The 25,655-nt window shown below is 66.9% G+C and carries 23 protein-coding genes; 10 read left to right on the forward strand and 13 right to left on the reverse strand.

All coding sequences use genetic code 11. From position 1 onward, the window contains the following. The first annotated feature begins 13 nt into the window (after nucleotides 1-13). The 4 genes from N0B71_RS05415 (at nucleotide 14) to N0B71_RS05430 (ending at nucleotide 3,556) form a co-directional block, all read left to right on the forward strand. The gene (locus N0B71_RS05415; RefSeq protein ID WP_259757692.1) at nucleotides 14-364 is read left to right on the forward strand and encodes an AraC family ligand binding domain-containing protein; all 351 of its coding nucleotides are present in this window, start codon (nucleotides 14-16) and stop codon (nucleotides 362-364) included. A 72-nt stretch (nucleotides 365-436) separates the two neighbouring features. Continuing rightward, complete coding sequence (locus N0B71_RS05420) at nucleotides 437-2,386, forward strand: oxidoreductase (RefSeq protein ID WP_259757694.1); 1,950 nt, start codon at nucleotides 437-439, stop codon at nucleotides 2,384-2,386. Between the two features lie 99 nt (nucleotides 2,387-2,485). Next, nucleotides 2,486-2,908: a DUF6896 domain-containing protein gene (locus N0B71_RS05425; protein ID WP_259757695.1), complete on the forward strand. Its 423-nt coding sequence runs from the start codon at nucleotides 2,486-2,488 to the stop codon at nucleotides 2,906-2,908. A 54-nt stretch (nucleotides 2,909-2,962) separates the two neighbouring features. Continuing rightward, entirely contained in the window at nucleotides 2,963-3,556 is a 594-nt protein-coding gene (locus N0B71_RS05430) for a helix-turn-helix domain-containing protein (RefSeq protein WP_259757696.1), read from the forward strand. Between the two features lie 308 nt (nucleotides 3,557-3,864). Here N0B71_RS05430 and waaA read toward each other — a convergent pair whose 3' ends face one another. Both waaA and N0B71_RS05440 read right to left on the reverse strand, forming a co-directional pair. Next, nucleotides 3,865-5,136 carry a lipid IV(A) 3-deoxy-D-manno-octulosonic acid transferase gene (gene waaA, locus N0B71_RS05435; protein ID WP_259757697.1) on the reverse strand — a complete coding sequence of 424 codons (1,272 nt, stop codon included), beginning with the start codon at nucleotides 5,134-5,136 and terminating at the stop codon, nucleotides 3,865-3,867. A gap of 233 nt (nucleotides 5,137-5,369) precedes the next feature. Then, nucleotides 5,370-6,254: a LysR family transcriptional regulator gene (locus tag N0B71_RS05440; protein WP_259757698.1), complete on the reverse strand. Its 885-nt coding sequence runs from the start codon at nucleotides 6,252-6,254 to the stop codon at nucleotides 5,370-5,372. 135 nt (nucleotides 6,255-6,389) lie between these two features. Here N0B71_RS05440 and N0B71_RS05445 point away from each other — a divergent pair, with 135 nt between their 5' ends. The 4 genes from N0B71_RS05445 (at nucleotide 6,390) to N0B71_RS05460 (ending at nucleotide 10,082) form a co-directional block, all read left to right on the forward strand. Then, entirely contained in the window at nucleotides 6,390-6,722 is a 333-nt protein-coding gene (locus tag N0B71_RS05445; protein WP_259757699.1) for a DMT family transporter, read from the forward strand. A 156-nt stretch (nucleotides 6,723-6,878) separates the two neighbouring features. Beyond that, the gene (locus N0B71_RS05450) at nucleotides 6,879-8,054 is read left to right on the forward strand and encodes an NAD(P)/FAD-dependent oxidoreductase (protein ID WP_259757702.1); all 1,176 of its coding nucleotides are present in this window, start codon (nucleotides 6,879-6,881) and stop codon (nucleotides 8,052-8,054) included. Further along, nucleotides 8,051-8,854 carry an aldo/keto reductase gene (locus tag N0B71_RS05455; RefSeq protein ID WP_259757704.1) on the forward strand — a complete coding sequence of 268 codons (804 nt, stop codon included), beginning with the start codon at nucleotides 8,051-8,053 and terminating at the stop codon, nucleotides 8,852-8,854. The genes N0B71_RS05450 and N0B71_RS05455 overlap by 4 nt, the downstream gene beginning before the upstream one ends. Nucleotides 8,855-9,170: 316 nt before the next feature. Next, nucleotides 9,171-10,082, forward strand: coding sequence for a metal ABC transporter ATPase (locus N0B71_RS05460; RefSeq protein WP_259757705.1), 912 nt, complete (start codon nucleotides 9,171-9,173; stop codon nucleotides 10,080-10,082). Nucleotides 10,083-10,219: 137 nt separating this feature from the next. On the opposite strand, the gene N0B71_RS05465 is transcribed toward N0B71_RS05460, so the two are convergent. The 6 genes from N0B71_RS05465 to msbA all read right to left on the reverse strand — a co-directional run bounded on the left by N0B71_RS05465 (nucleotide 10,220) and on the right by msbA (nucleotide 18,859). Continuing rightward, nucleotides 10,220-11,437 (reverse strand): acyl-CoA dehydrogenase family protein, encoded by a 1,218-nt coding sequence (locus N0B71_RS05465; protein WP_259757706.1) that lies wholly within the window; start codon nucleotides 11,435-11,437, stop codon nucleotides 10,220-10,222. A gap of 10 nt (nucleotides 11,438-11,447) precedes the next feature. Further along, nucleotides 11,448-12,731, reverse strand: coding sequence for an acyl-CoA dehydrogenase family protein (locus tag N0B71_RS05470; protein ID WP_259757707.1), 1,284 nt, complete (start codon nucleotides 12,729-12,731; stop codon nucleotides 11,448-11,450). A gap of 276 nt (nucleotides 12,732-13,007) precedes the next feature. Further along, nucleotides 13,008-14,432, reverse strand: a complete 1,425-nt coding sequence (hldE, locus tag N0B71_RS05475; protein WP_259757708.1) for a bifunctional D-glycero-beta-D-manno-heptose-7-phosphate kinase/D-glycero-beta-D-manno-heptose 1-phosphate adenylyltransferase HldE — start codon at nucleotides 14,430-14,432, stop codon at nucleotides 13,008-13,010. 100 nt (nucleotides 14,433-14,532) lie between these two features. Continuing rightward, the gene (locus N0B71_RS05480) at nucleotides 14,533-15,945 is read right to left on the reverse strand and encodes a PIG-L deacetylase family protein (RefSeq protein ID WP_259757709.1); all 1,413 of its coding nucleotides are present in this window, start codon (nucleotides 15,943-15,945) and stop codon (nucleotides 14,533-14,535) included. Nucleotides 15,946-16,110: 165 nt separating this feature from the next. Next, nucleotides 16,111-17,007 (reverse strand): antimicrobial resistance protein Mig-14, encoded by an 897-nt coding sequence (locus tag N0B71_RS05485; RefSeq protein WP_259757710.1) that lies wholly within the window; start codon nucleotides 17,005-17,007, stop codon nucleotides 16,111-16,113. Nucleotides 17,008-17,020: 13 nt separating this feature from the next. Next, entirely contained in the window at nucleotides 17,021-18,859 is a 1,839-nt protein-coding gene (gene msbA, locus N0B71_RS05490) for a lipid A export permease/ATP-binding protein MsbA (RefSeq protein ID WP_259757711.1), read from the reverse strand. 90 nt (nucleotides 18,860-18,949) lie between these two features. On the opposite strand from msbA, the gene N0B71_RS05495 reads away from it, so the two are divergent. Further along, nucleotides 18,950-19,609 (forward strand): phosphotransferase, encoded by a 660-nt coding sequence (locus N0B71_RS05495; protein WP_259757712.1) that lies wholly within the window; start codon nucleotides 18,950-18,952, stop codon nucleotides 19,607-19,609. Between the two features lie 46 nt (nucleotides 19,610-19,655). Further along, nucleotides 19,656-20,519 carry a glycosyltransferase gene (locus N0B71_RS05500; RefSeq protein ID WP_259757713.1) on the forward strand — a complete coding sequence of 288 codons (864 nt, stop codon included), beginning with the start codon at nucleotides 19,656-19,658 and terminating at the stop codon, nucleotides 20,517-20,519. A gap of 42 nt (nucleotides 20,520-20,561) precedes the next feature. Here the strand turns inward: N0B71_RS05500 and N0B71_RS05505 are convergent, their stop codons facing one another. The 5 genes from N0B71_RS05505 to N0B71_RS05525 are packed head-to-tail and all read right to left on the reverse strand — an operon-like array spanning nucleotide 20,562 to nucleotide 25,654. Further along, nucleotides 20,562-21,767: an O-antigen ligase family protein gene (locus tag N0B71_RS05505; protein ID WP_259757714.1), complete on the reverse strand. Its 1,206-nt coding sequence runs from the start codon at nucleotides 21,765-21,767 to the stop codon at nucleotides 20,562-20,564. A gap of 47 nt (nucleotides 21,768-21,814) precedes the next feature. Continuing rightward, nucleotides 21,815-22,429 carry a hypothetical protein gene (locus tag N0B71_RS05510; protein WP_259757715.1) on the reverse strand — a complete coding sequence of 205 codons (615 nt, stop codon included), beginning with the start codon at nucleotides 22,427-22,429 and terminating at the stop codon, nucleotides 21,815-21,817. Nucleotides 22,430-22,435: 6 nt separating this feature from the next. After that, nucleotides 22,436-23,305: a hypothetical protein gene (locus tag N0B71_RS05515; RefSeq protein WP_259757716.1), complete on the reverse strand. Its 870-nt coding sequence runs from the start codon at nucleotides 23,303-23,305 to the stop codon at nucleotides 22,436-22,438. Beyond that, nucleotides 23,305-24,648 (reverse strand): UDP-glucose dehydrogenase family protein, encoded by a 1,344-nt coding sequence (locus N0B71_RS05520; protein ID WP_259757718.1) that lies wholly within the window; start codon nucleotides 24,646-24,648, stop codon nucleotides 23,305-23,307. The genes N0B71_RS05515 and N0B71_RS05520 overlap by 1 nt, the downstream gene beginning before the upstream one ends. 37 nt (nucleotides 24,649-24,685) lie before the next feature. Then, complete coding sequence (locus tag N0B71_RS05525) at nucleotides 24,686-25,654, reverse strand: glycosyltransferase (RefSeq protein ID WP_259757719.1); 969 nt, start codon at nucleotides 25,652-25,654, stop codon at nucleotides 24,686-24,688. Nucleotide 25,655 lies beyond the last annotated feature (1 nt).

A 25,655-nucleotide genomic window follows, 5' to 3' on the forward strand; every position in this document is an offset into this window, starting at 1 on the left:
AGGAGAAGTCCCCGTGTCCCAGGTCCGTCACTTCCAGCAGGCCGCCTTGCAGTTCCAGTCCTACGGCGGGCAAGACATCGAGCGCGCCGCCATCTGCCGGCTGATCGGCCCGGCGGACAGCCAGACCATGGGCGCGGGCCTGGCACGCTTCGACGGCGTGTCCATCGAGTGGACGGTGCTCTACGACGAGCTGATCGTGGTGCTGGACGGCCACTTCCGGCTGCGCCTGGCCGACCGGGTGATCGACGCCAGGCCGGGCGACGTGATCTGGGTGCCCGAACGCACGCCGCTGGCCTACGAAGGCGAGCGAGCCACCGTTTTCTACGCGCTCTATCCGGTGGATTGGCAGGCGCGCAACGCCTGAATTTTCGATCGGCTGCCTACGCCTCGACACCGCACCACCCGCTGCACCACAACAAGAATCCGGAGTTGCCCGATGACCCAGTTTCCCCACCTGTTCAGCCCGCTGCGCATCCGCGGCAAGGTGCTGAAGAACCGCATCATGTCCACCGGGCACGACACCTCGATGCCCACCGACAACCTGGTCAACGACCAGTTGGTGGCCTACCACACTGCCCGCGCCAAGGGAGGCGTCGGGCTGATCGTGCTGCAGGTCGCCGGCGTGCACGACAGCGCCCGCTACACCTCCCACGTGCTGATGGCCACCGATGACGCATGCATTCCCGGCTACCGGCGCATCGCCGAGGCGTGCCATGCCGAAGGCACCGTGGTGCTGTCCCAGGTCTTCCACCCCGGCCGGGAGATCATGGAATCCAGTGACGGCCTGCTGGCCGTGGCCTATGCGCCATCCGCTTCGCCCAACGAACGCTTCCGGGTGATGCCCCGCGAGCTGAGCCAGGCGATGATCGACGAGATCGTCCAGGGCTACGCCGACGCCGCGCGCCGCCTGCACCGCGCCGGCATCGACGGCGTGGAAGTGGTCGCCAGCCACGGCTACCTGCCGGCGCAGTTCCTCAACCCGCGGGTGAACCGCCGCGGCGACGGCTACAACGGCGACCTCGACGCGCGCCTGCGCTTCACCCGCGAAGTGATCGCCGCGGTGCGCGCGGCCACCGACGACGACTTCATCATCGGCCTGCGCATCTCCGCCGACGAGCGCGACCCAGAAGGCCTCACCGAGGACGAATCGCTGCAGGCGGTGAAGTCCCTGCAGAACCAGCTGGACTACGTGCACATCGTCGCCGGCACCTCGGCATCGCTGGGCGGCGCCATTCACATCGTCCCGCCCATGGCCATCGAGGCGGCCTACCTGGCCAGCGAAGCCGGCACCTTCAAGCGCAGCCTGGAGATCCCGCTGTTCGTCACCGGGCGCATCAACCAGCCGCAGGAGGCGGAGTTGATCGTCGCCCGTGGCCAGGCCGACGTCTGCGGCATGACCCGCGCGCTGATCTGCGATCCGCAGATGCCGAGCAAGACCGAAAGCGGCCACGTCGAGGACGTGCGCGCCTGCATCGCCTGCAACCAGGCGTGCATCGGCCACTTCCACCGGGGCTACCCGATCTCCTGCATCCAGCACCCGGAAACCGGCCGCGAGCTGATCTACGCCGAACGCCAGATGGCCGCCCTGCGCAAGCGCGTGCTGGTGGTCGGCGGCGGGCCGGCCGGCATGAAGGCCGCCGCCGTGGCGGCCCAGCGCGGCCATGAGGTCACCCTCTGCGAAGCCACCGGCCAGCTTGGTGGGCAGGTCAACCTTGCCCAGTTGCTGCCGCGCCGCGCGGAGTTCGGCGGCGCCTCCACCAACCTGCAGCGCGAGATGCTGCTGGCCGGCGTCGACGTGCGCCGCAACACCCGCGTCGACCGCGCGCTGGTCGAGCAGGAGCGCCCCGATGTGGTCATCGTCGCCACCGGCGCCACGCCCTATCGCCCGCCCTATGAAGAGGCCGGCGACCTGCAGGTGGTGGACGCCTGGCAGGTGCTGCGCGGCGAGGTAAAGATCGGGCGCTCGGTGCTGGTCACCGACTGGCGCGCCGACTGGATCGCCCCCGGCATCGCCGAGCGTCTGGTGCGCGAGGGGCACCAGGTACAGCTGGCGGTGAACGGCACCCATGTCGGCGAAAACCTGCCGCTCTACGTGCGCGACCACCTGGCTGGCGAGCTGCACCGCCTGGGCATCGGCATCACCCCCTACGCCCGCCTGTACGGCGTCGACGACAGCACCGTCTACCTGCAGCACACCGCCAGCGGCGAGCCGATGCTGGTGGAAGGCATCGACACCCTGGTGCTCTGCCAGGGCCACCAGCCGGTGGACGACCTGGCCGACGAGATCGCCGACCTCGCCGAGGTGCGCCGCATCGGCGACTGCCTGGCGCCGCGCACGGCGGAGGAAGCGATCTACGAGGGGCTCAAGGCGGGCTGGGCGATCTGAGCCAGGTTGAATTCTGGGGGGCGGATCAATCTACTCCCAGTGCCCATCAATCAGAATTGGGGTCTAGAATGGCCGCTTTTTTAGCCAACCGTTCAAGCCATGAATCCAGGTTTCGCCAGACTCGTCGCCAACTACCAGCGCGCCGTACGCCACGCAGTGGCGCTTCTTGAACAATCGGCCATCGCTCGCCCCGCCAGCAATCAAGAATGGGCATTTCTCGATATCCCACACCGGGGAGTACTCAAAGACGGCGTGCACTACTTCAAGCATGGTTACGGCTGCGCCGTGCACCTGCCTGACGGAACCGTGGATTTCGACTTTGGCGCAAAGGGTGAAATCGACGGATTCGACTTCTGGCGCCTAGCCGGTTTCGCGGAGGCAAAGCTACCCAGCTATGGATTTGCCGACGAAGACGCCCTCAAGGAGTGTTTCAACCGGGAAGTCGAAGCAGGATCGCTGCATTATTCCGGCTACATCCTCTACTACCTGGCGCCTTTCGAGCCGAACCACACGCAGCCATGAATCGGCGCATTGTTTAGAATGCCCGAAGACGACATTCGCCAGGACCCTCGCCGCATGAGCCGCAAAGCCCCGCAGGAAGCCCCCGCCAACGCCGAAGCGCAGTTCCTTGGCACCCGCATCCGCGGCCTGCGCAAGCGGCGCGGCATGACCCTGGCGGAGCTGGCCGAGCAGAGCGGGCTGACCGCCGGCTACATCAGCCAGCTGGAACGCAACCTGGCCTACCCGTCGATCCCGGCGCTGTTCAACATCGCCCGCAGCCTGGGCGTGACCATCCAGTGGTTCTTCGCCAGCGAAGTGCAGGTCGACCCGGCCGACGCCGGCTACGTGGTGCGGCGCAACGCCCGCACCAGCGTGCATTACGAGGACGGCATCGTCGACGAACTGCTCAGCCCGCAGCCCAGCCGCCAGCTGGAAATCCTCCACTCGCGCTTCCCGCCGGGCGCCTACAGCCAGCAGAGCTACAGCCACGACGGCGAGGAAGCCGGCTACCTGCTCAGCGGCACGTTCGAGTTGTGGGTGGGCGAGCGCCATTTCGTGCTCAACGAAGGCGACAGCTTCAGCTACTCCAGCCAGGAGCCGCACCGTTACGGCAATCCCGGCGATGTGGATGCCGTGGTGCTCTGGGTGATCACGCCACCGACGTTCTGAGGCGCAGTTGTAGGAGCGAGCTTGCTCGCGAACGCTCTTCGGTGGTTTCGGCGCCAAGCGGGTTCGCGAGCAAGCTCGCGCCTACAGTCGGGGTACCGGGAGACTCCAGAGCCTCGCTCTACCCTCACCCCCGCCCTCTCCCGGAGGGAGAGGGAGCAGATCGGCGCCTGCGCTTAGCACCACCACCCGTCTGCAGCTTTTAAAAGATGCAGTATCCAACTGACTCGGAGCCACCGCTCACACCGAACGGTCCCCTCTCCCTCCGGGAGAGGGTTAGGGTGAGGGCGAACCGCCGCGCCGAAGCCCGATCAACCCTTGATCAGCCGCCCTAACCCATCCAGCAACCGCTCCAGCGCCCCCTGGTTGGCCTTCATCACACCCAATCCCGCCTCGGCCATGCGCGCAGCCGAAGCCGGCTCATCCCACAGCGCCGCCACGGCCACCGCCAGCGACGGCGCGTCCGCCACTTCGCGCAGCGCGCCGACCTCGCGCAATTGCGCGGCGATCTCCAGGAAGTTGAACAGGTGCGGGCCAGACAGCACCGGCTTGCCCAGCGCCGCCGGCTCTAGCAGGTTGTGCCCGCCGTTGGGCACCAGGCTGCCGCCAACGAAGGCGACATCGGCCAGCGCATAGAGGAACAGCAACTCGCCCATGGTGTCGCCCAGCAATACCTGAGTGTCGGCGGTTACCAGTTCGCCGGTGGAACGGCGCAGGGTGCGCAAGCCTTCGCGGGTACACAGCTCGGCCATCGGGTTGAAACGTTCCGGATGACGCGGCACCAGAATCAGCAGCGCGCCCGGGTGCTTCTCCAGCAACTGGCGATGCGCGGCGAGGATGATTTCGTCTTCGCCGGCGTGGGTGCTGGCGGCGATCCAGATCGGCCGTTGACGGGCCTGCCACTGGTCGCGCAGGTCAGCGGCGCGCGCCAGCAGTTCGGGGTCGATGGTCAGGTCGAACTTGATCGAGCCGGTCACGCTCACCCGCTCCGGACGCGCGCCGAGCTGGCGGAAGCGCTCGGCCTCGGCTTCGGTCTGCACGGCGATCCAGCTCATCTCCTCCAGCATCGGCCGGGTCAGCCCGGCGAAGCGCGCATAGCCGCGCGCCGAACGCTCGGACAGCCGCGCGTTGGCCAGCGCCACCGCAATGCCGCGCCTGGCGCACTGGTGGATGTGGTTCGGCCACAGCTCGGTTTCCATGATCACGCCCAGCACCGGCCGCGCGCGGTCGAGGAAGCGGGCCGCCGCCCAGGGCAGGTCGTAGGGCAGGTAGCAGTGCTGGACCTGGTCGCCGAACAGCGCGCGGATGCGCTCGGAGCCGGTCGGCGTCATGCAGGTGACGGTGATCGGCAGATCGGGGTGGCGCTGCATCAGCGCGCGGATCATCGGCGCGGCGGCGATGCTCTCGCCCACCGACACCGCATGCACCCAGATGCCGCCGGGCTTGAGCGCCGGCAGCCCGAGGGCGAAGCGCTCGCCGACGCGCTGGGCATAGGCGGGCGCCTTGCGCGAGCGCAGGAACAGGCGCAGCGCGACCAGCGGCAGGCCCAGGTGGAACAGCAGGGTATAGAGGGTCCGGTTCATGGCGGCGGAGAGTAGCAAATTAGCGGGCCGGGTCGCCGCACAATCCTGAGTGCAGCCGCGTGTCGGTAGGAGCGGGCTTGCTCGCGAACCGATTGCTGCCGGCGCGGCCATTGGCACTTTCTGATCGTGTAGGAGCGGATCTCATCCGCGATGGCCGTGGCACTGCGCCGGGATGGCGGGGCAATCCGGTTCGCGAGCAAGCTCGCTCCTACGAAGAGCAGATTGGCACGACGTCACACCGGCGATGCAAGGTGTTCGGCAAAACACTCACCCAACCACTGCGCCGCCGGCCCCAGCGGCTCATCGCGGCGCCAGACCAGTTCCACCACCAGTGGCGGCGGCGTCCAGTCGCTGGCCAGTTCCACCAGCAGCGGTTGATAGGCCGGGTACTGCGCCACGTGGGTCGGCAGCCAGGCCCAGCCGAGGTCGCGCATCAGCAGTTCGGCCATGGCGTAGAAGCTGTCGGCGCGCCACACCAGCGGGCTGATCTGCTCGCCGCCGGGGTAGTGGCTGTCCTGCGGGGCCATGAGCAGCTGGCGATGCCGCGCCAATTCGCGACGGTCGGCATAGTCCAGCTTCGCCAGCTCGTGCCCGGCGCCGCACACGGTCACCATCTCGATGGTGCCCAGGCGCTGGCGCTCCAGCGCCTCCGGCATGCCCTCGTGGTGGAACAGCAGACCGAGGTCGGCGCGCCGCTCCAGCAGCTTGCGCGCCACGTCGCCCTGGGCGCCGCTGGCCAGTTGCACTTCCAGGGTGGGGAATTCCCGCGCCAGCGCCTGCAGGCCGGAGAGCACCGGCTGGTAGGGCATCGCCTCGTCCTGGGCCAGGCGCAGCAACGGTTCGGTGCCGCGCACCAGCGCCAGCGCTCGGCTTTCCAGGCGCTCGCACTGGCGCAGCACCTCGCGCGCCTCGTCCAGCAGCGCCCTACCCTCGGCGGTCAGCACCGGCTGGCGACCGCTGCTGCGCTCGAACAGGGTCACGCCCAGGTCGCTCTCCAGTAGCGCGATGGACGAGCTCACCGCCGATTGCACGCGCTGCAACTGCCGCGCGGCCGCCGAGAAGGAAGATTGATCGGCGACGCTGACGAAGAGTCGCAACTGGTCCAGGTTCCACTGCATGGCCGTCTCCACAACCTATCTCAATCACAGATAGGTAATGACTTTATCCCATCAGCCAGGAGACTAGAATGCCGGCAGAGTCGAACGCAACCCACTCGCCGCCGCGCGGCGCGTCGTTTACGGGGAGGACCTACCATGCCCGGCTATCTCTACCTCGCCATCGCCATCGTTGCCGAAGTCATCGCCACCGCCTCGCTGAAGTCGGTGAAAGGCCTGTCCACGCCCCTGCCGCTGGCGCTGGTGATCGTCGGCTACGGCATTTCCTTCTGGATGCTGACCCTGGTGGTGCGCAGCATCCCGGTGGGGATCGCCTACGCCATCTGGGCAGGGCTGGGCATCGTGCTGGTCAGCGTGGCGGCGCTGGTGCTCTACCAGCAGAAGCTCGATACCGCCGCCCTGCTCGGCATGGGCCTGATCGTCAGCGGGGTCGTGGTGATCCAGCTGTTCTCCGGCAACGCCGGCCACTGACCAGCGCCCTCTCCCTGCAGGAGCGAGCTTGCTCGCGAACCAGCCCCCGCAGCGGACGGTGTTCGCGAGCAAGCTCGCTCCTACAGCTGCCGGCAGACGTTTGCCGCGACTGACAGGCGTTATACTGCGCGCTTCGTTTTCCCTCGAGGCGCTTTCATGTCCGAATCCCTGAGCACCGACATCCTCATCGTCGGCGGCGGCATCGCCGGCCTGTGGCTCAATGCCCGCCTGCGGCGCGCCGGCTTTTCCACCGTGCTGGTGGAGAGCACCGCGCTGGGCGGCGTGCAGAGCCTGCGCTCGCAGGGGATCATCCATGGCGGCACCAAGTACGCGCTGCACGGCGCGCTGACCGGCGCCTCGGAAGCCATCGCCGACATGCCGGCGCTGTGGCGCGATTGCCTGGCCGGCACCGGCGAGGTGGACCTGCGCGGCGTGCGCGTGCTTTCCGATGCCCATTACCTGTGGTCGCCCGGCGGCCTGGCCGGCAACCTCACCAGCTTCTTCGCCAGCAAGGCGGTGCGCAGCCGCGTCGCCCAGGTGAAAGGTGCGGACCTGCCGCCAGCGCTGCAGGACAAGGCCTTCAAGGGCAAGGCCTACCGCCTGACCGAACTGGTGCTGGACGTGCCCAGCCTGATCGCCCGCCTGGCCGAGCTGGCCGGCGATAGCCTGCTGGCCGGCGAGCGCATCGAAGCCCTGCGCGACGGCGACAGCCTGGCCGGCCTGCGCGTGGACGGCCGTGACATCCGCGCCCAGCGCGTGGTGCTCAGCGCCGGCGCCGGCAACGAGGCGCTGCTGCGCGAGCTGGGCCTGGAACGCCCGGAGATGCAGCGTCGCCCGCTGCACATGGTGCTGGTCACCGCGCCGACGCTGAAACCGCTGTACGCCCACTGCCTGGGCGGCGGGCCGAAACCCCGCGTCACCGTCACCACCCACCCACTGAGCAATGGCGACTGGGTCTGGTACCTGGGCGGCGACATCGCCGAAGCCGGCGGCGTGGCGCGCAGCGAGGCCGAGCAGATCGCCGAGGCGCAGCGCGAGCTGCACAAGCTGGTGCCGTGGATCGACCTTTCCGCCGCCCGCTGGGCCACCCTGCGCGTGGACCGCGCCGAGCCTTCGCAGAACAACCTGCTGCGCCCGGACAGCGCCTTCCTCGCCGAGGACGGCGCGCTGCTGGTCGGCTGGCCGACCAAGCTGGCCCTGGCGCCCAACTTCGCCGACCGCGTCGTCGAATCCCTGGACAAGAGCGGCATCCGCCCGCAGGCGCACGCCGCCCTGCCGAGCCTGCCGCGCCCGGCCATGGCCCAGCCGGTGTGGGAGGAACTGTTCGGATGAAGACCCTGCATCACCTGCACCGCCCACTGGGCAGCACCGGCCTCAGCGTTTCGCCCCTGGGCCTGGGCACCGTGAAGCTCGGCCGCGACCAGGGCGTGAAGTACCCCGAGGGCTTCCGCATCCCCGATGACCGCGAGGCCGCCGACCTGATCGCGCTGGCGCGCGAGCTGGGCATCAACCTCATCGACACCGCCCCGGCCTACGGGCGCAGCGAAGAACGCCTTGGCCCGCTGCTGCGCGGCCAGCGCGAGGCGTGGGTGATCGTCAGCAAGACCGGCGAGGAGTTCGTCGGCGGCCAGTCGCTGTTCGACTTCAGCGCCGCCCACACCCGTCGCTCGGTGGAGCGCAGCCTGCGGCGCCTGGAGACCGACTACATCGACCTGGTGCTGGTGCATTCGGACGGCAATGACCTGGGCATCCTGCGCGGCACCGAGGTCTACGCGACCCTGGAGGCCCTGAAGCAGGAAGGGCTGATCCGCGGTTTCGGATTCTCCGGCAAGACGGCGGATGGCGGCCTGCTGGCGCTGGAGCGCGGCGATTGCGCGATGGTCACCTACAACCTCAACGAGCAGGCGGAAAAACCGGTGATCGACCATGCCCAGGCCGTCGGCCGCGGCATCCTGATCAAGAAGGCCCTGGCCAGCGGACACGCCGCCCTCGCGCCGGGCGTGGACCCGGTACGCGCCAGTTTCGAGCTGGTGCTGGGGCACCCGGGCGTCGCCAGCGCCATCGTCGGCACCATCAATCCGCTGCACCTGGCGCACAACGTGGAGATCGCCGCCCAGGTGCTCGACCGCTGATCGGCGGTCATGTGGATTACGCATTCCTGTGCCATGCTCCAACTCCCCCGATGAAATGCGCGGGGCACAGAAACTGTCGCCAACCGGCGATTCCCCCGCAAAAGCCTCGGAATCGCCAAGCCTTTCAGGGAAAAATCCGGAAATCCTTTTGATTTTCGATGGCACCAGGATCGGTGCCAGGCTGTCCAGGTTGTAGCGACCCCGTTATGAACGATCGGCCGGACCGTCCCCAGGACGGTCAGCGTTCGCGTCGGCGCCGCCTGCCACGGCAGGACGTGCCAGCGCAACCCGGCGCCCTGTACGAGAAGGAGTCCCTATGCCCCGTACGCTCGCCCGCAAGGACCCGACCGCCTTCAAGACCCTGCCGCTGCTGGTGGACGCCAGCCCGGAAGGGCTCGCCTACCAGACCCTCGGCAAGCCCCTGAACTTCGCCCAGGTCCTGGAAAAGCGTCGCCCCATCGAGATCGACGAGACCGAGCGCTTCACCGCCGAACTGGCCAACCTCGGCGTGTCGGTGCGACTGACCCTGAGCTACCAGGGCCGCGACCACTGGATCCTGGTGCGCCAGCGGCGCGAAGACCGTGGCGACACGGTGCTCAAGCTGATCTCCGGCTACGTGCCGGCCCACGAACTGAACCTGCCGCTGCTCACGGCGATCCAGGAAGTGGCCGAGGAATGCCTGGTGGAAACCGCCGACGGCTGGCTCGGCGGACGCTTCGGCGACACCTGGCTGCCGACGCCCTACGAGGGCATCCTGCGCTACCGCGAGAGCAGCCACTTCTCCCTCACCCCGCTGTCCGGCGCCTCGCGCCCGGTGCAGGCCGGCGCGCTGCGCCTGCTGGAGCGCCCCCAGGCGTACGTGCACCTGCCGACGGCGTCGCTGCAGCTGGTCTACGACCTGCGCATGGAGCTGCCCAAGGACGCCCGCGAGGTGAGCCTGTTCCACGTCGACGAGAAACTCGAAAGCGGCCCGCTGGTGGCGCGGCTGGACCGTCGCCGCCCGGACATCTACCTGCTGCCGCTGGAGCACGGGCAACCGACCGGCGAGCTGTTCACCCTGAGCAAGGGCGAACTGTGCAAGGCGAGCACCCGCGGCCTGTGGCTGTCGGAGAGCTTCGCCAGCCAGGACGGCTGGCTCGTGCGCGAGGAACGCATCCGCTTCCGCGAATGGATGGAGCAGTGGCCGCCCGCCGCCGGCAATGCCGGCAGCGGGCGGCGCACGGCGTGACTCCGCCGATTTGAACCGGCCACGTTGATGGTCGGAGCGACCCTGTAGGAGCGAGCTTGCTCGCGAACCAGATCGACCGGCCAATGCCAACATTGGGCGGTTCGCGAGCAAGCTCGCTCCTACGAAAAGCACCGCCGTCACTTCAACTGACTGGAACTCTTGCCCAGCAGCCGCCGCGCCACAATCAACAACTGGATCTGCTGGGTACCTTCGAAGATGTCGAGGATCTTCGAATCCCGCGCCCACTTCTCCAGCAGTTCCTCCTCCCCATAACCCAGTGCGCCGGCCAGCTCGATGCATTTCAGCGTCACCTCATTGGCCACCCGCCCGGCCTTGGCCTTGGCGATGGACGCCTCCTTGGAGTTGGGCAGGCGGTTGTCGGCCATCCACGCCGCCTTCAGCGTCAGCAGGCGCGCGGCCTCCCATTCGGCTTCCAGCCGGTACAACGTGGCTTCGGCGTGGCTGGCGCTCAGCAGCGGCTGGCGATAGTCGAAGCGGCAGCCGGCCCTCTTCAGCAGTTCGCGGGTGCGATCCAGCGAGGCCTTGGCCACGCCGATCGCCATGGCAGCCACCAGCGGGCGGGTGTTGTCGAAGGTTTCCATCACCCCGGCAAAGCCCTTCTGCACGTCGATCTCGGCATTGCCCAGCAGGTTGGCGGCCGGCACGCGGCAGTCGCTGAAGCTGATGGAGGCGGTGTCCGAGGCCTTGATGCCGAGTTTCTTCTCCAGGCGGGTGACGGTCATGCCCGGCGTGCCCTTCTCCACCACGAAGGACTTGATCGCCGCGCGGCCCAGGCTCTTGTCCAGGGTCGCCCAGACCACCACCGCATCGGCGCGGGCGCCGGAGGTGACGAAGATCTTCTCGCCGTTGAGCACATAGTGATCGCCATCGCGGGTGGCGGTGGTGCGGATCGCCGCCGAGTCCGAACCGCAGCCCGGTTCGGTGATGGCCATGGCCGCCCAGGTGCCGGCGAAGCGCTTGAGCTGCTCCTCGTTGGCCACCGCGGCGATGGCGGCGTTGCCCAACCCCTGGCGCGGCATGGCCAGCAACAGGCCGGTGTCGCCCCAGCACATTTCCATCACGCCCAGGCAGGCGGAGAGGTTGCCGCCGTTCTTCACGCCCTGCTCTGCGCCCTGTTCTGCGCCAGCCTTGCGCTTGCTGGCCGAGGTGGCGCCCACGGCATCCGGCGAGCCGGCATTCATGCCGTCCAGCAGCGCGGCCAGCAGGTCCAGCTCCTTGGGGTAGGCGTGCTCGGCCTTGTCGTACTTGCGCGAAATCGGCCGCAGGTAGTTCTCCGCCACCTGGCGGGCCTGGTTCTGCAGGGTGCGGAATTTCTTCGGCGTCTCAAGGTACATGCAAAGCTCCTTAGAGATGCAGCCCGCCAGCCATCAGGCTGACGGCGCGCAGGTCGCGGTACCAGCGCTCGGCCGGGTGTTCCTGGGTGAAGCCGTGGCCGCCGAGCAGTTGCACCGCGTCGGTGCCGATCTTCATCGCCTTCTCGGCGCACAGCAGCTTCGCGAGATAGGCCTCGCGATGGAACGCCTGGCCGCGCTCGGCCAGGGCGCAGGCGCGCCAGACCATCAGGCGCATGGCATCCAGCTCGATGGCGATGTCCGCCACCATGAAGGCCACGCCCTGGCGATGGCTGATCGGCTCGCCGAAGGCCTCGCGCTCGTTGCAGTAGGTGATCACGTAGTCCAGCGCGGCCTGCCCGGTGCCCACGGCCAGGGCACACCAGGCCAGGGCGGTGTAGTCGAGGAAGGCCTGGTAGTCGAAGCGCTCCGCCGCCAGCCGCTGCTCGGCGGGGACCTTGACGCCCTTGAAGCGAACCCGTGCGGTGCCGGCGGCCTTCAGGCCCATGGCCGGTTCGGCGCGCACCTCGACCCCCTTGGCGCGGGTGTCGACGAGGAACAGCGCCGGGCCATCGCCGGCATCCGCCGCGACGATCAGCTTCTGCGCATCGACGCCGCGCACGACCAGGCACTTTTCCCCGGAGAGCGTGTAGCTGGAACCGCGCTTGCGCGCCTTGGTGGACAGGCGCTGCGGGTCGGCCAGCAGCTGCGGCTCGCTCACCGCGATGGCGATCAGCGGCGCCGTCTCTTCACCGACGAAGGCCGGCAGCCAGCGTGCCTGCTGGGCAGGCGACGCCCAGCGGCGAATGCAGTTGGCCGCCGACAGCGGCACCAGCAGCGCGGCCGCCAGGCTGAGGTCGCCCCGGGCAAGGGATTCGGCGATGAGCGCATTGGTCACCACGGTGCGCTCGCCGGCCATGCCGCCCAGCACCTCGCTGACGCCGTAGTGGGTCAAGCCCAGCTCCTGCGCCTGGGCCAGCAATTCCAGGCTTAGGTGGGCCTTGGCGTCGGCCTCATGGGCGGCGGGGCGCAGTACCTCGGCGGCGAAGCCTTCGAGCATCTCCGCCAGCATCTGCTGCTCGTCGGACAGGGACAGGTCGAACAACCCATCCGGGTCAACCTTGCGCGGTGTCTTGGGTTGCTTGGCGGCACGCTCGCTGGCCATCCGGAAGCCGGTGCGGCTGCCGCTGTAGAGCAGTCGTTCGAAGGGCTTGCGCAGCTTGAGTCGGTCCGGCCAGTCGGCCTGGGCGACACGGTTCAGCACGGCCAGGGCGCGGCCCTGCACGTCGGTGGTCATGGTATCTCGCTCCGCGGAGGGGGGATGCCGTGATCATGCGCCGGGAATCGGCGGAGGAACCATGACCGCTTTGCCGCCGGTCACTGGCAGAGCGGTCAGTGGGGGGAGCGGGGGCAACCGGAGAGAATGTGCCTGGGCTTCCCCCTCACCCAGCCCTCTCCCTCAGGGAGAGGGGGCAGATTGTGCCGACTGGCGTCATGGTTTCATCCTGCACCGAACGGTCCCCTCTCCCCCTGGGAGAGGGTGAGGGTGAGGGGAATCCGCAGGAACGAAGATTCAGCCCTGGTGGCGAATCTTCTCGACGATGGCGGTGGTGGAGCTGTTTTCCACCAGGCCCAGCACGCGCACTTCGCCGCCGTAGGCGCGAACGATATCGGCGCCAACCACCTGCTCGACGCCGTAGTCGCCACCCTTCACCAGCACGTCGGGGCGGACCTCGGTGAGCAGGCGCTCGGGGGTGTCTTCGGCAAAGCTGACGACCCAGTCCACCGCGCCGAGACCGGCGAGCACGGCCATGCGGCGGTCGACGCTGTTGATCGGGCGGCCCGGGCCCTTGAGGCGGGTCACCGAGGCGTCGTCGTTGGTGGCGACGATCAGGCGGTCACCCTGGGCGCGGGCCTGTTCCAGGTAGGTCACGTGGCCGGCGTGGAGGATGTCGAAGCAGCCGTTGGTGAAGACGATCTTCTCGCCGTGGGCGCGGGCGTCTTCGATGGCCAGCAGCAGTTGTTCCAGGCTCAGCACGCCACGCTCGGAGCCCTGCTCGCGCTGCACGGCGCGGCGCAGTTCCGGGGCGCTGATGGCGGCGGTGCCGAGCTTGCCGACGACGATGCCCGCCGCCAGGTTGGCCAGGGCCACGGCCTGCGGCAGGTCCTCGCCGGCGGCGATGGCGCCGGCCAGGGTGGAGATCACCGTGTCGCCGGCGCCAGTGACATCAAACACTTCGCGGGCGCGGGCCGGCAGGTGCAGGGCACTGTGGCCGGGGCGCAGCAGGGTCATGCCGTGTTCGCCGCGGGTGACCAGCAGCGCGCCGAGCTCCAGCTCGGTCATCAGTTGCAGGCCCTTGGCGACCAGGTCGGCTTCGTCGGTGCAGCGACCGACGATGGCTTCGAATTCGGAGAGGTTCGGGGTGATCAGGCTGGCGCCGCGGTAGATGGCGAAGTCCTTGCCCTTGGGGTCGGCCAGCACCGGGATGCCGCGCTGGCGGGCGGCCTGGATCAGTTGCTGGTGGTTCTTCAGCGCGCCCTTGCCGTAATCGGAGAGCACCAGCACGCGGACCTGGTCCAGCAGCGCCTCGACGTCGGCGGACAGGGCCACGGCGTCGGTGCGGAAGGCTTCCTCGAAGTCCACGCGCAGCAGTTGCTGGTGGCGGCTCATGACCCGCAGCTTGACGATGGTCGGCTGGCCGGCGATGCGCTGGAAGCGGGTGGTCACGCCCACCGCCCGCAGGCTGTCGCTCAGGCTGTCGGCCGCTTCGTCGACGCCGGTGACGCCGACCAGGAAGGCCGGAGCGCCGAGGGCGGCGAGGTTCAGCGCGACGTTGGCGGCGCCACCGGGGCGGTCCTCATGCTGCTCGACCCGCACCACGGGCACCGGCGCCTCGGGCGAGATGCGCGAGGTCGCGCCGTGCCAGTAGCGGTCGAGCATCACGTCGCCTACCACCAGCACGGGGGCCTGATCGAATCGGGGCATGGTCAATTTCATGGGAACTCCGCAGGTCGAAATCGCCGCGGATAATACCATAGCCGCCCAGTGCGACTTGCGCCGAACACCGGGCGGTCGGCGCCAGGGCGGCGCCGATGGGTTACGGCAGTTTGCGCACCCAGAACAGCTCGTGGCGACGCACCGCCTTGCGGAAGAACTCGTCGTCGCCGGTGGCCGGCCACTCGCGCCCGGCGAGCACGCGCTGGATCAGCCGGCGCAGGCGCTTCTTGCCGGTGAGCGGGGTCTGCAGATCATGCTGCAGGGCCAGCGCCTGGGCCTTGTCGATGCGGGTCGCGGCATCCAGCACCGGGCTCCACAGCGGGTCGGCCGGCAACGGCTCGATGCACGGCGGCAGGGCGATGCCGCCGTCGGCCGGGCCCATGGGCCAGCGGTCGTTGTCGTGCAGGTGGTTGGCGTAGAGCAGCAGGGTCTGCGGTTTCCAGCTGCTGCGCTGGATCGCCTCCAGGGTCGCGCGGGTGGCCTGCACGTGGTCGGCGTGGGGGTCCAGCTCCGGGTGGGCGGTGAGGATCACCTCCGGACGAATATGTTCGATCAGCGCGGTGAGGTCGGCCACCAGGTTCAGCCAGGTCGGCGCGCCGTCGCTGTCGGCCGGCAGGGCGAACGGGTTGAAGCCGCGCACGCTGCGGATGTCGCTCTCGCCGGACTCCCTGGAGCCGAACGCCTGGCTCGGTTCGGCGGCCATCGCCGGCAATTGCAGGCAGTAATAGCCCAACTGCACGCAGCGCTCGGCCGGCACCCCGCCCCAGAGCGGCGCGGCAATGCTGTCCCAGGTGCGCAGGCGGCCCTTGAGCCGGGCGGCTTCGGCCTTGTCCAGGCCAAGACGCTGGTAGTGCTCGGCCTCGATCTCGCCCTGGGTCAGGGTGACGATCCAGGCCTCCGGGCAGCGGCTGTACTGGCCGAAGGCGGCCAGTTCGGCGTCGTCGGCGTGGGGCGCGACGATCAGCAGGCGCTGCCGGGCGTAGTCGGGATTGTCGAAGGCATGCAGGACACCCTGTTGCGCCAGTCGGCAATGGCGGCTGCGGATGATCAGCTTGCCGGCGCGTAGCGCTTCGCCCTGGCCGGAGAGATTGATGTAGCGGGTGCCGCTGACGCCGCGCTCGAAGTCCTGCCGATCAGACTCGACACCCTCGATCAGCACCTGCGGGTCGAGCCAGCGGCCGAGCAGCGAGGCCTTGACCTGGATTTCCAGCACCAGCGTTTCCTCGTTCTCCGGCAGCGCGCCGGTGGCGACGTGCAGGCCGTGGGCGCCGAGGGAAACCGGCAGGGCGATGGAGCCCTCGGGGAAGTCGTAGCGGTAATCGTCGCGCGGGGAATAGAAGAGGTGGTCGGCGAACCAGGCCTCATGGGCGATCCAGCCGAGCAGCACGGCCAGCGGCACGCTCCACCAGGGCGCGACGATGCCCAGCAGGATCAGCGCCAGCAGGGCGACGAGCAGCACCACACGTTTCTTGCGGCGGTGCTGTTTGAGCAGTTGCTGTTTACGCCCGGACATGGTGGTTCTCCCTCAAGGCCAATCGCGGATGGAATCCGCTTACGGGAAAGATCGACGCTCGGATTTCCCTCTCCCCCACCATTCTGTGCCGGCTGACGCCAAGCTTTCAGCCTGCGCCGATCCAGTCCCCTCTCCCTTCAGGGAGAGGGTTAGGGAGAGGGCGCTTCAGACCTGGAACACCGGCACGCGGTGGCACCAGCGGTCCTTGTATTCACGGTCGGCACGGCCGAAGGAATAGCGCAGCGGCTTGCCCAGCGCCTCGGCCTCGGCCCAGGCCTCTTGCGTGTTGACGAAGCTGAGCACGCTGCCGGGGCTGAACTCGCGGTTCTCCGGCGCTACACCGCCGTTGATGTATTCGACGCTGACCCATTTGGGCGCCTCGACCCGGTAGAGAATCTGGATCGCCACCGGCTCGCCGTCCAGGCGCACCAGCGAGCCGCGCATGAATTCGCGCATCAGGCCGAACACCTCGGCCAGCCGCGCCTTGCCCGGCACCTCGAACTCCCAGCGGCGCTGGAACAGGTCGGCATAGATGCGCGCCTGTTCCTCGGGGCTCAGCTCGCTCATCGGTTGCAGTACGCCGCCCGCCTCTTCCAGCAGGCGCTGCTCGCGGCGCTGGTTGTAGCGGAACTTCTTCGAGAAATCGGCCGGCGCGCGGTTCATCGCCAGTTGTTCAGGCTGTTCGCGGGCATCGCTGACCTGCTCGCGATTCAACTCGGAGAGGTAGCGCACCCGGTGGCGCAGGTCGATGCGCGCACCGTCGGCGATCGGCAGGATGATCTCGGCGTTGCCCAGGTCGAACAGGGCCTTCTTGCCCGCGCGCTTGAGCACGTCCTTGGACAGCGCCAGGTGGCGGCCCCAGGTCGGCACGGCGGCGCGCAGCTCACCGCTCTCGAACCAGCCGAGGTAGCGCACCGGGATACCGGCCAGGCCGGCGAGGCGCTCGACTACCTCCGGGTGGGTGGCGACGCTGCCGCCGAAGCGCTGCCAGGCGGCGGCATAGTCCGCCGCCGCGATGGGCGTCCAGCCACGCTCGCGGAAGACTCGCAGGCGGTTCAGCATGCCGGGGACTGCGTCATACCGGCTGCTCGACGGGCACTTCTTCGCCGCCCTCGACCGGGTCGTCGGCGAACTGCCGGGCATGCAGGCGGGCGTAGTAGCCGTTCTGTGCGATCAGTTCGTCGTGAGTGCCGCGCTCGACGATGTGCCCTTGGTCCATCACCAGGATCAGATCCGCCGCCTCGATGGTGCTCAGGCGGTGGGCGATGACCAGGGTGGTGCGGCCCTCCATGACCTTCTCCAGGGCCGCCTGGATGTGGCGCTCGGACTCGGTGTCCAGCGCCGAGGTGGCCTCGTCGAGGATCAGCACCGGCGCATCCTTGAGCAGCGCGCGGGCAATCGCCAGGCGCTGGCGCTGGCCCCCGGAAAGCATCACGCCGTTCTCGCCGACCTCGGTCTCGAAGCCTTCGGGCAGACGGTCGATGAACTCGCGGGCGAAGGCGTCTTCGGCAGCCTTCTCCACCGCTTCGCGCGGCTTGCTGGCGAGGTCGCCATAGGCGATGTTGTTGAGCACGCTGTCGTTGAACAGGTTGACCTGCTGGGTGACCAGGGCAATGTGCTTGCGCAGGTTGCGCAGCTTGTAGTCCTCGACGTCCAGGCCGTCGAGCAGGATCTGCCCGTCGTTGTGCGAATAGAAACGCGGGATCAGGTTGGCCAGCGTCGATTTGCCGCTGCCCGAACGCCCCACCAGCGCCACCATCTGGCCCGGCTCGACGGTGAAGTTCAGATCGTTGAGGACCCGCTTCTCGGTACCCGGGTAGGTGAAGCTGAGGTTCTTCACCTCCAGGCGGCCGCTGACGCGGTCGCGCTCGGCGGTGCCGTTGTCGACTTCCTGCGGCTGGTCGAGCTGGTCGAAGATGCTCTCCGCACCGGCGACGCCCTTCTGAATGGTGGAGCTGACTTCCGACAGCTGGCGGATCGGCTTGGGCAGCAGGCCGGCCATGGAGATGTAGGCGACCAGTTCACCCGCCGTGGCATCGCCCCGCAGCAGCAGCACCAGATACAGCAGCACGGCCATGGCGCTGTAGATCACCAGCTGCAGCATCGGCGTGTAGACCGCCGAGGTCTTGTTCATGCGCAGGTTCCGCTTGGTGTTGTCGTTGCTCACCTTGAGGAAGCGCTGGCTCTCGTATGGCTCGCCGCCGAAGCTGCGGACCACGCGATAGCCATGGATGGTTTCCGAGGCGACATGCGTCACGTCGCCCATGGCCACCTGGATCTTCTTGCTCTGCTTGCGGAATTTTCGGCTGGCGCTGGTCACCATGACGGCGATGACCGGCAGGATGGCCAGCATCACCAGGGTCAGCTTCCAGTTCATGTACAGCAGCGAGGCGAATAGGAACACCACGGTCATGCCTTCGCGGATCACCACCTTGATGGCGTCTGTCGCGGCACCGGTGACCATGGTCACGTTGAAGGTGATGCGCGAGATCAGGTGGCCGGAGTTGTGCCGGTCGAAATAGCGATTGGGCAGGGTCAGCAGGTTGTTGAACAGTTCGACACGCAGGTCGTGGACCAGGCCGAGCGAGACCTTGGCCAGGAAATAGTTGCCCAGGAAGGAGCCGACGCCTTGCCAGACGGCGATCAGCACCACCAGCAGCGGCACGGCGTAGAGCAACTCCAGGTCACGCAGCCAGAGCCAGGGAGCGTCGGGGAAGAGGGCGGCGTCCGGATTGGTCAGGCCATCGACGAAATACTTGAGGATGCCGGCAAGCATCGGCTGGGTGGCAGCGAAGATCAGGAAACCGACGATGCTCAGTGCGAACAGGCCAGCGTACGGGCGCACGTAGGAGAGCAGGCGGAAGTAGATCTTGATGCTGGACACCGGCTGGGCGCTCCGGGGAGAATCACTCATGAAGTGCAAGCTGCCTTGTCGTAAGAAGACTGCGGATAATACCACCGCTGTCCCACTCCATGTTGCCCCCAGGTCTGACAGTCTGTCCCGATGAACGCCCTCGACGATTCCTCCTACCTTTCACTCGTCGACGGCGCCCAGGTCATCGAACGCGATCCCCATGGCGACAAGGTCCTGATCCTGCGCGACGGTAGTTTCCTCAAGCTGTTCCGGCGCAAGCGCCTGCTCTCCACCGCGCTGCTCTCGCCGCCGGAGAAGCGCTTCCAGACCAACTGCCAGGCGCTGGCGACCCGGGGCATCCCGTGCCCGCGCACGCTGCAGACCTACAGCTTCCCGGACATCGAGCGCACCGCCGTGCGCTACCAGCCGCTCCCCGGCGAGACCCTGCGCAGCTACATCCCCCTCCAGGCGCCCGAGCGTCAGCTTGAGCTGCTGCGCGAGCTCGCCGCGTTCATCGCACGCGTGCATGACCTGGGTATCTATTTCCGCTCGCTGCACCTGGGCAACGTGATCCTGACGCCCTCCGGCGAGTACGGGCTGATCGACCTGTCGGACCTGCGCACCCGCCCGACAGCCTTGTCCCGTGCCCTGCGAAAACGTAATTTCAAGCACTTGCTGCGCTACAAGAAGGACCTCGCACTGATCCGCAAATTGGGCCTGGCCACCTTCTTCGAGCTTTATAACAAGAACGCCAAGACGCCCCTGGACAGTCGCGACCTCATCGCCGAATACGAACCTTCCAGGGCGTAACCCCATAACAGGAGCCAGCCTCCAGCCAGATCAGGGAATGCCGGAAATGAGCGAAACGATGAAGATCTTCGTCGGATGTGATCCGAACGACTGCGATCTCGAACAGATGATGGTGCTGGAATACAGCCTGCGCAAGCACGCCAGCCAGCCCCTCGAGATCCACTGGATGCAGCTCTCCCACGACCCGCAGAGCTTCTGGTATTCCAATCCCGAACAACAGCAGGGCTGGCGCAGCGATGACTGGACCACTCCGTTCTCAGGCTTCCGCTGGGCCATTCCTGCGTTCTGCCAGTTCGAGGGCCGGGCGATCTACATGGACGCCGACGTGGTCATCCTCAGCGACATCGCGGAGCTGTGGAACACCCCCTTCGAGCCGGGCAAGATCGTCATGGCCAAGGGCGGCGAGGAGTCCTGGCGCTTCTGCGTGTCGATGTGGGACTGCGCCGCGGCCAGGGAACACCTTCCGCCACTGGAGCAGATCCGTAGCGACCGCAAGGCGCACCACAAGCTGCGCGACTACTTCCGTGACCATACACAACTGATCCAGGCGTTCGACACCCAGTTCAACAACATCGACGGTGAAGGCCACCCGATCGAAGCAATCAAGATCCTGCACTATTCGGACATCGGCACGCAGCTGTCGCACAAGCACTCGTTCAAGCGCCTGGCAAGCCAGGGCGAGAAACACTGGTTCGACGGCGCGGTCTTCGATCATCCGCGCAAGGATCTGATCGAGCTGTTCGACCGCTACCTGGCCGACGCACTGCAAGCGGGTTACTCGCTGGACAGCTACAAGGTGAAGCAGCGCTTCGGGACCATCACCAAGGCATCCCAGAAGAACTACAAGGGCAACGACGTCACCCGCGGCAAGAAAAGCAGCGGCTTGCTCGCTCGCCTGTTCGGCCGCTGAGCATGGCAGCCATCACGCCGCATGGCGTGATGGCCCTTTCCGTCAGGCCTCTCGCTCGACCCTGTGCTGGGTCGCCACCGCCAGGCAACCCGCCATCGGCAGCCAGAACCACATCCACACCAGGTTCGGCGCAGCGACGAAGAAGTGCAGCTCGACGGTCATTACCACCGCGGCGGATACCATCACTGCGAACCACAGCTTGGCGAACTCGGTACGTGCCTTCCACGCCCCACGGATGCAGGCGACCATCGCCAAGACCATGGTGAACAAGCCGACCAGGCCGAACTGGTAGAGCACTTCCAGGTAGAGACTGTGAGGGTTGCGCACCACCTGCCCAGTGGACAGGGTGACCTTGCCCAGCTCGGTGTGCGAGCCATGACCGAACCACCAGGCCTCGCCAATGCGCTCGAACACCACGCGCCAGATCTGGTCGCGGTGGGTCAACCCGCGGGAGCCGAACTCGTACATGACCTGCTCGAAGCCGAAGACCAGCACGGCCAGCCCGACCAGCACGGCCAAGCCGACCGCAATGAGACGCTGGCGCCCTTCGGTCATGCACAGCACCAGCAGACCAGCGCCCATCAGACCGGCGACCCAGGCGGAACGCGCAAAGGTGAAGTACAGGTAGGCGAACAACACCAGGCTGCAGGCCAGCCAGACCGTGCGCATCGTCACGTTGCGCGCGCGCATCAGCAGCCATACCGCCACGATGAAGCAGAAGGCGTAGTGCATGCCCGCTTCGATGGTGATGCCGAAGTCGGCGATGCCGAGCACGCCGGAGTCCTTGATGTTCATCATCCGGTAGCCGAGATCGAACTGCCCCTGGAGCGCCTTGTTGACCAGGGAGAACCCGGCGAAACCCGCGCCCGCCAGCGCATCCAGGCCGAGCACGAACAGCCACGGCCGGCTCTCGCGGCCTCCCATGATCATCACGACCCAGGTGAAGAACAGGATGACCAGCAGCTGTTTCACCGAGCTGGGGGAGTCGGTCAGGATCGAATTGAGTAACAGCCCCACCCAGAACACCAGATAGAGCAGGAAGGGTACGCTGGCCAGCCGCGCACGCTCACGGAACAGCTCCAGCGACAGGAAGATCACCGCGAGAAACGCCCCAAGGCGAATGCTCTTGAGCCAGTCGCCGTTTTCCGTCGGCCACCAGAAGCGCCCCACCACCAGCATGCTCAGCGTAAGGACGGCGAAGGCCAGCCCCACCAGTTTCAACCAATCCGACCGTCTTTCGAGTTGCATAACACCACGCTGGCAAGTCAGTGATCGACGGCGATCGCCGCCGGGAATCAGAGTTTGATGACGGTAACGCCGCTTTCGCGGGTCCATTCCCGTTCGAAGTCCCAGGCATGGCCATCCCAGAACGAGCCGCCCTCATCGGAAAATCCAACCAGGACAATCTCGTAGTCAGCCTGCTTGAGACGCTTCACGTAATCGAAGAAGGCCAGAGCGTAGAACCCCGTGGAAGGGCCGCCGCGGCTCGGCAGGCGCTCGTAGGGATAATCTTCCAGCGCAGGAAACGGCTGCTTGAGCGGCAGGAACGAGGCTTTGCGATGCGAAGCGGGCAAGGCCTCCACCTCGCCTCCCAGCAGAACACTGTGGAAGCGTGCATTGAACCAGGGGAACAGCCGCAGCCATCCCTTGTAGGGGAAGCCGAAGTACCCGCTCTTGCGGTAGTTGTGCCGATGAATGAACACGTTGTGCAATTTGCGGCGCAGCAGCGTGCGGTTGCGGCACTTGTTGAAACTCACCACCAGATCCTCAGGCCCGAGCGCGAGCGCATCGACATGGTCGCGGGTGATCGCCGGGTTATTCGCCAGCAGAATCACCCGGCGCGACGCGACGATGCGCGCGAGCAGTTCCGGCGAGATTCGCTCCAGGGATGGGTGTGCCGCAGCCAGCATCGAGAGTCAGTCCTTCAACATCGTGGCGATATCGTCCGTCGTGTAGAGCCTTGCAATGACCAGATCGTTGCCGCCCTGCTTGAGATTCGAGCTGTACAGGGCAATATCCTGCGTGCCGGGCACGCTGAGGAAATGCTCATCGCTGTCGGAAATCTGCCGCACTCGCACCCCCGAACGCAGGGCATGCCAGTGCAGCCAGATGTCATCGGCCTTCGGCGTCACCTCGACGAAGGCTTCGCCCGCCCGCTTGAGCACGTCCTGCAGCACTGCCGGGTAAAGCACCCCGGAGACGCCAATGGCGAAGTTGCGCACGCTGGGTGTCTTGTCCAGTTGAGTGACCCAACCGTGGTACGGCTGGATCACGCCCTCCTCGATGCCCACCTGCTTGGCCATGTAGCACACCACCTGGTTCGGGGTCTGCTCATGGGCCGCCTGCAGGCCGGCAAGCCAGGTATCTGGGTAGAGCACGTCATCGTCCGCCGTCACCAGCGGCGCACCGATTCTCTCACCCTGAACGTAGGGAAAGTATTTCTTGTGCGGCCCGTAATTATTGCAGCGCTTTACTTCCAGCCCGCGCGCCTGCAAACGCCGCAGCGGCGCGGGGAGGTTCGCCAGGGTCTTTTCCTCGTCGACCCACAGGATCAATCGCGAGGGCAGCAATCTGCCGGCGGCAATCGACTCGAGGGTGATGTGCACCTTGCTCAGCCGTGTCGAATAGCTGGTCAGCGAGACGACCGGGCCGCCCTCGGCCACTACCTTGCGCGAGCCAAAACGATTCACCAGGGCATAACGCAGCAGCAGGCATTTGCGCAGCAGGCGGGTGCGGTACTTGCGAACCTTGCGGGTGAGTTTCGAACCCTGGGAGCTGCGCCCCATCAGTGGCCGCGCTCCAGCGAATCGCCGCGACCGACTGCATAGTAGAACAGGCCGGCCGCGCGAACCTCGTCCGGGTTGTACAGATTGCGGCCATCGATGATGACCGGGCGGCGCAGGGCCGACGCCAGCCAGGCGAAGTCCACCGCGCGGAACTCCTTCCACTCGGTGCAGATCACCAGCACGTCTGCGCCTTCGACCACTGCCTCGCGGCTGTCGACCAACTCCAGGTCGGGGCGCTCACCATAGACACGCCCGATTTCATGGGAGGCCACTGGATCGTAGGCGCGGACCCGCGCGCCGCGCTCCCACAGCGCTTCCATCAGTACACGGCTGGGCGCCTCGCGAATGTCATCGGTATTGGGTTTGAAGGCCAGCCCCCAGATGCCCACGGTGAGGCCAGACAGCTCACCATCAAAGGCCTGCAGCAGCTTGCGCAGGAGCACGTGCTTCTGTCGGTCGTTGACGCGCTCCACGGCGCGCAGCAACTCGGCCTCGTAGCCGATTTCACTGGCGGTGCGCTCCAGCGCCTGCACGTCCTTGGGGAAACAGGAGCCGCCGTAACCGCAGCCGGGGTAGATGAAGTGGTAGCCGATGCGTGGATCGGAGCCAATGCCCAGACGCACCTGCTCGACGTCCGCGCCGACGCGCTCGGCGATGTTGGCGATCTCGTTCATGAAGCTGATCTTGGTCGCGAGCATGGCGTTGGCCGCGTACTTGGTCAGTTCCGATGCCCGCACGCCCATGAAGAACAGCTTGTCATGGTTGCGATTGTAGGGGGCGTAGCATTCACGCATCAGCGTGCGCACTTCTTCCGAGTCCGTGCCCACGACGATGCGCGCGCCGCGGGTGAAGTCCTCGATCGCCGCACCTTCCTTGAGGAATTCGGGGTTCGAGCAGACATCGAAGCGGAACTCGGTGCCCCGCTTGCGCTGCTCCTCGAGCACCGCGGCCTGGACCTTGTCGGCGGTGCCGACCGGCACGGTGGATTTGTTCACCACCACCTTGTAGCCGTCGATGTGCTGGCCAATGGTGCGCGCCACATTGAGCACGTAGGTCAGGTCAGCCGAGCCGTTCTCGTCCGGCGGCGTGCCCACCGCGATGAACAGCAGCGTGCCGAAGGAGATGGCCTCGGCGGCATCCTCGGTAAAGCGGATGCGCCCGGCGGCCAGGTTGTTGCGCACCATGACGTCCAGACCCGGTTCATAGATCGGTATCTGGCCCTTGCACAGCATCTGTGTGCGTTCGCTGTTGGTATCGACGCAGATCACCTGGTGCCCGGCGTCAGCCAGGCAGGCACCAGTCACCAGACCGACATAACCGCTTCCGAAGATCGTGATTTTCATGCTCAGACCCTGCTGTTGCGGGGTCGCCGCCCGTGCATCAAGCGCGGGAGAACAGCGACCCGAGCCGGCGGAGGAGACTCGGCCGGCTGATTCCTTGGGGATTCGGATGAGGCAGCGCGAGCACCTTCGAGAAAGCCTCGGCGCGCTGGCTCAGGCGATGCCGCTCGAACACCAGATCGTGCCCGGCGCGGGCGATGGCCGCAGCCTGCTGCGGATCGGCCAGCAGCTGGCGGTACTTCTCCATCAGCTCTTCGAGCGTGTCGTAGTGCACCACGTTGCGCATGTCGATCAGGCCGAGCCGGTCATCCTCGGTCGGCTGGCGCTTGGCGACCAGCACGCAGCCGCAGGCCATGGCCTCGAAGTTCTTCGCCATGTACTCGTTGAAACCGATGTCCGCACTCAGGAAGAAGCGGATGCGGTTGAGCACCGTCAGGTATTCGTCGGGATTCTCGGTGCGCAGCAACTGCAATGGCGTCTGCTCGGCCACACGGTCGAGCAACTCCTTGCGCCGCCCGTAGACCTTGCTCTTCACTCGGCCGACGAAGGCCAGGTCGATGTCGCGCGACAGCCCGAGGTCCTTGAGCTGGCGGTCGTCGAAGGCCTTGGGCACGAAGTGGGCATTGACGCCCTGCTTGGCGAAGTAGCCGCGCACGGACTCGCTGGTGTAGATCACCGGCGCACCCTTGAGCGAATGGAAGAAACGCAGGAACTTGCCGTAGAACTTGCTCTCGCCCATGAACTCCTGGTACGCGTCCTCCTCGTAGTACACCAGCCCCGGCAGGGCGCGCACGCTGTCGAAGGCGTGCGCGGCACGGCGCAGGGGGATGTCGAAGAGCACCCGCTCGTAACCGGAGGTGTCCAGATTGGACAAGGTGCGCGGCAGGTCGCGGATTTCCTCCTTGCTCAGCTTGATCATGCGCGAACCGGGGTTCAGCGCGATCAGGCCTTCATAGAGGGTATCCAGCGAGCGGGCGCGCTCCTGGCGATTGATGATCAGGACACGCATG

The sequence above is a fragment of the Pseudomonas sp. GCEP-101 genome, from assembly GCF_025133575.1.
GTDB classification, from domain to species: domain Bacteria; phylum Pseudomonadota; class Gammaproteobacteria; order Pseudomonadales; family Pseudomonadaceae; genus Pseudomonas; species Pseudomonas nitroreducens_B.

Coding starts and splice junctions, on each gene's coding strand:
- N0B71_RS05420 (WP_259757694.1), top strand. CDS start 437: ATGACCCAGTTTCCCCACCTGTTCAGCCCGCTGCGCATCCGCGGCAAG.
- N0B71_RS05425 (WP_259757695.1), top strand. CDS start 2,486: ATGAATCCAGGTTTCGCCAGACTCGTCGCCAACTACCAGCGCGCCGTA.
- N0B71_RS05430 (WP_259757696.1), top strand. CDS start 2,963: ATGAGCCGCAAAGCCCCGCAGGAAGCCCCCGCCAACGCCGAAGCGCAG.
- waaA (WP_259757697.1), bottom strand. CDS start 5,136: ATGAACCGGACCCTCTATACCCTGCTGTTCCACCTGGGCCTGCCGCTG.
- N0B71_RS05440 (WP_259757698.1), bottom strand. CDS start 6,254: ATGCAGTGGAACCTGGACCAGTTGCGACTCTTCGTCAGCGTCGCCGAT.
- N0B71_RS05445 (WP_259757699.1), top strand. CDS start 6,390: ATGCCCGGCTATCTCTACCTCGCCATCGCCATCGTTGCCGAAGTCATC.
- N0B71_RS05450 (WP_259757702.1), top strand. CDS start 6,879: ATGTCCGAATCCCTGAGCACCGACATCCTCATCGTCGGCGGCGGCATC.
- N0B71_RS05455 (WP_259757704.1), top strand. CDS start 8,051: ATGAAGACCCTGCATCACCTGCACCGCCCACTGGGCAGCACCGGCCTC.
- N0B71_RS05460 (WP_259757705.1), top strand. CDS start 9,171: ATGCCCCGTACGCTCGCCCGCAAGGACCCGACCGCCTTCAAGACCCTG.
- N0B71_RS05465 (WP_259757706.1), bottom strand. CDS start 11,437: ATGTACCTTGAGACGCCGAAGAAATTCCGCACCCTGCAGAACCAGGCC.
- N0B71_RS05470 (WP_259757707.1), bottom strand. CDS start 12,731: ATGACCACCGACGTGCAGGGCCGCGCCCTGGCCGTGCTGAACCGTGTC.
- hldE (WP_259757708.1), bottom strand. CDS start 14,432: ATGAAATTGACCATGCCCCGATTCGATCAGGCCCCCGTGCTGGTGGTA.
- N0B71_RS05480 (WP_259757709.1), bottom strand. CDS start 15,945: ATGTCCGGGCGTAAACAGCAACTGCTCAAACAGCACCGCCGCAAGAAA.
- N0B71_RS05485 (WP_259757710.1), bottom strand. CDS start 17,007: ATGCTGAACCGCCTGCGAGTCTTCCGCGAGCGTGGCTGGACGCCCATC.
- msbA (WP_259757711.1), bottom strand. CDS start 18,859: ATGAGTGATTCTCCCCGGAGCGCCCAGCCGGTGTCCAGCATCAAGATC.
- N0B71_RS05495 (WP_259757712.1), top strand. CDS start 18,950: ATGAACGCCCTCGACGATTCCTCCTACCTTTCACTCGTCGACGGCGCC.
- N0B71_RS05500 (WP_259757713.1), top strand. CDS start 19,656: ATGAGCGAAACGATGAAGATCTTCGTCGGATGTGATCCGAACGACTGC.
- N0B71_RS05505 (WP_259757714.1), bottom strand. CDS start 21,767: ATGCAACTCGAAAGACGGTCGGATTGGTTGAAACTGGTGGGGCTGGCC.
- N0B71_RS05510 (WP_259757715.1), bottom strand. CDS start 22,429: ATGCTGGCTGCGGCACACCCATCCCTGGAGCGAATCTCGCCGGAACTG.
- N0B71_RS05515 (WP_259757716.1), bottom strand. CDS start 23,305: ATGGGGCGCAGCTCCCAGGGTTCGAAACTCACCCGCAAGGTTCGCAAG.
- N0B71_RS05520 (WP_259757718.1), bottom strand. CDS start 24,648: ATGAAAATCACGATCTTCGGAAGCGGTTATGTCGGTCTGGTGACTGGT.
- N0B71_RS05525 (WP_259757719.1), bottom strand. CDS start 25,654: ATGCGTGTCCTGATCATCAATCGCCAGGAGCGCGCCCGCTCGCTGGAT.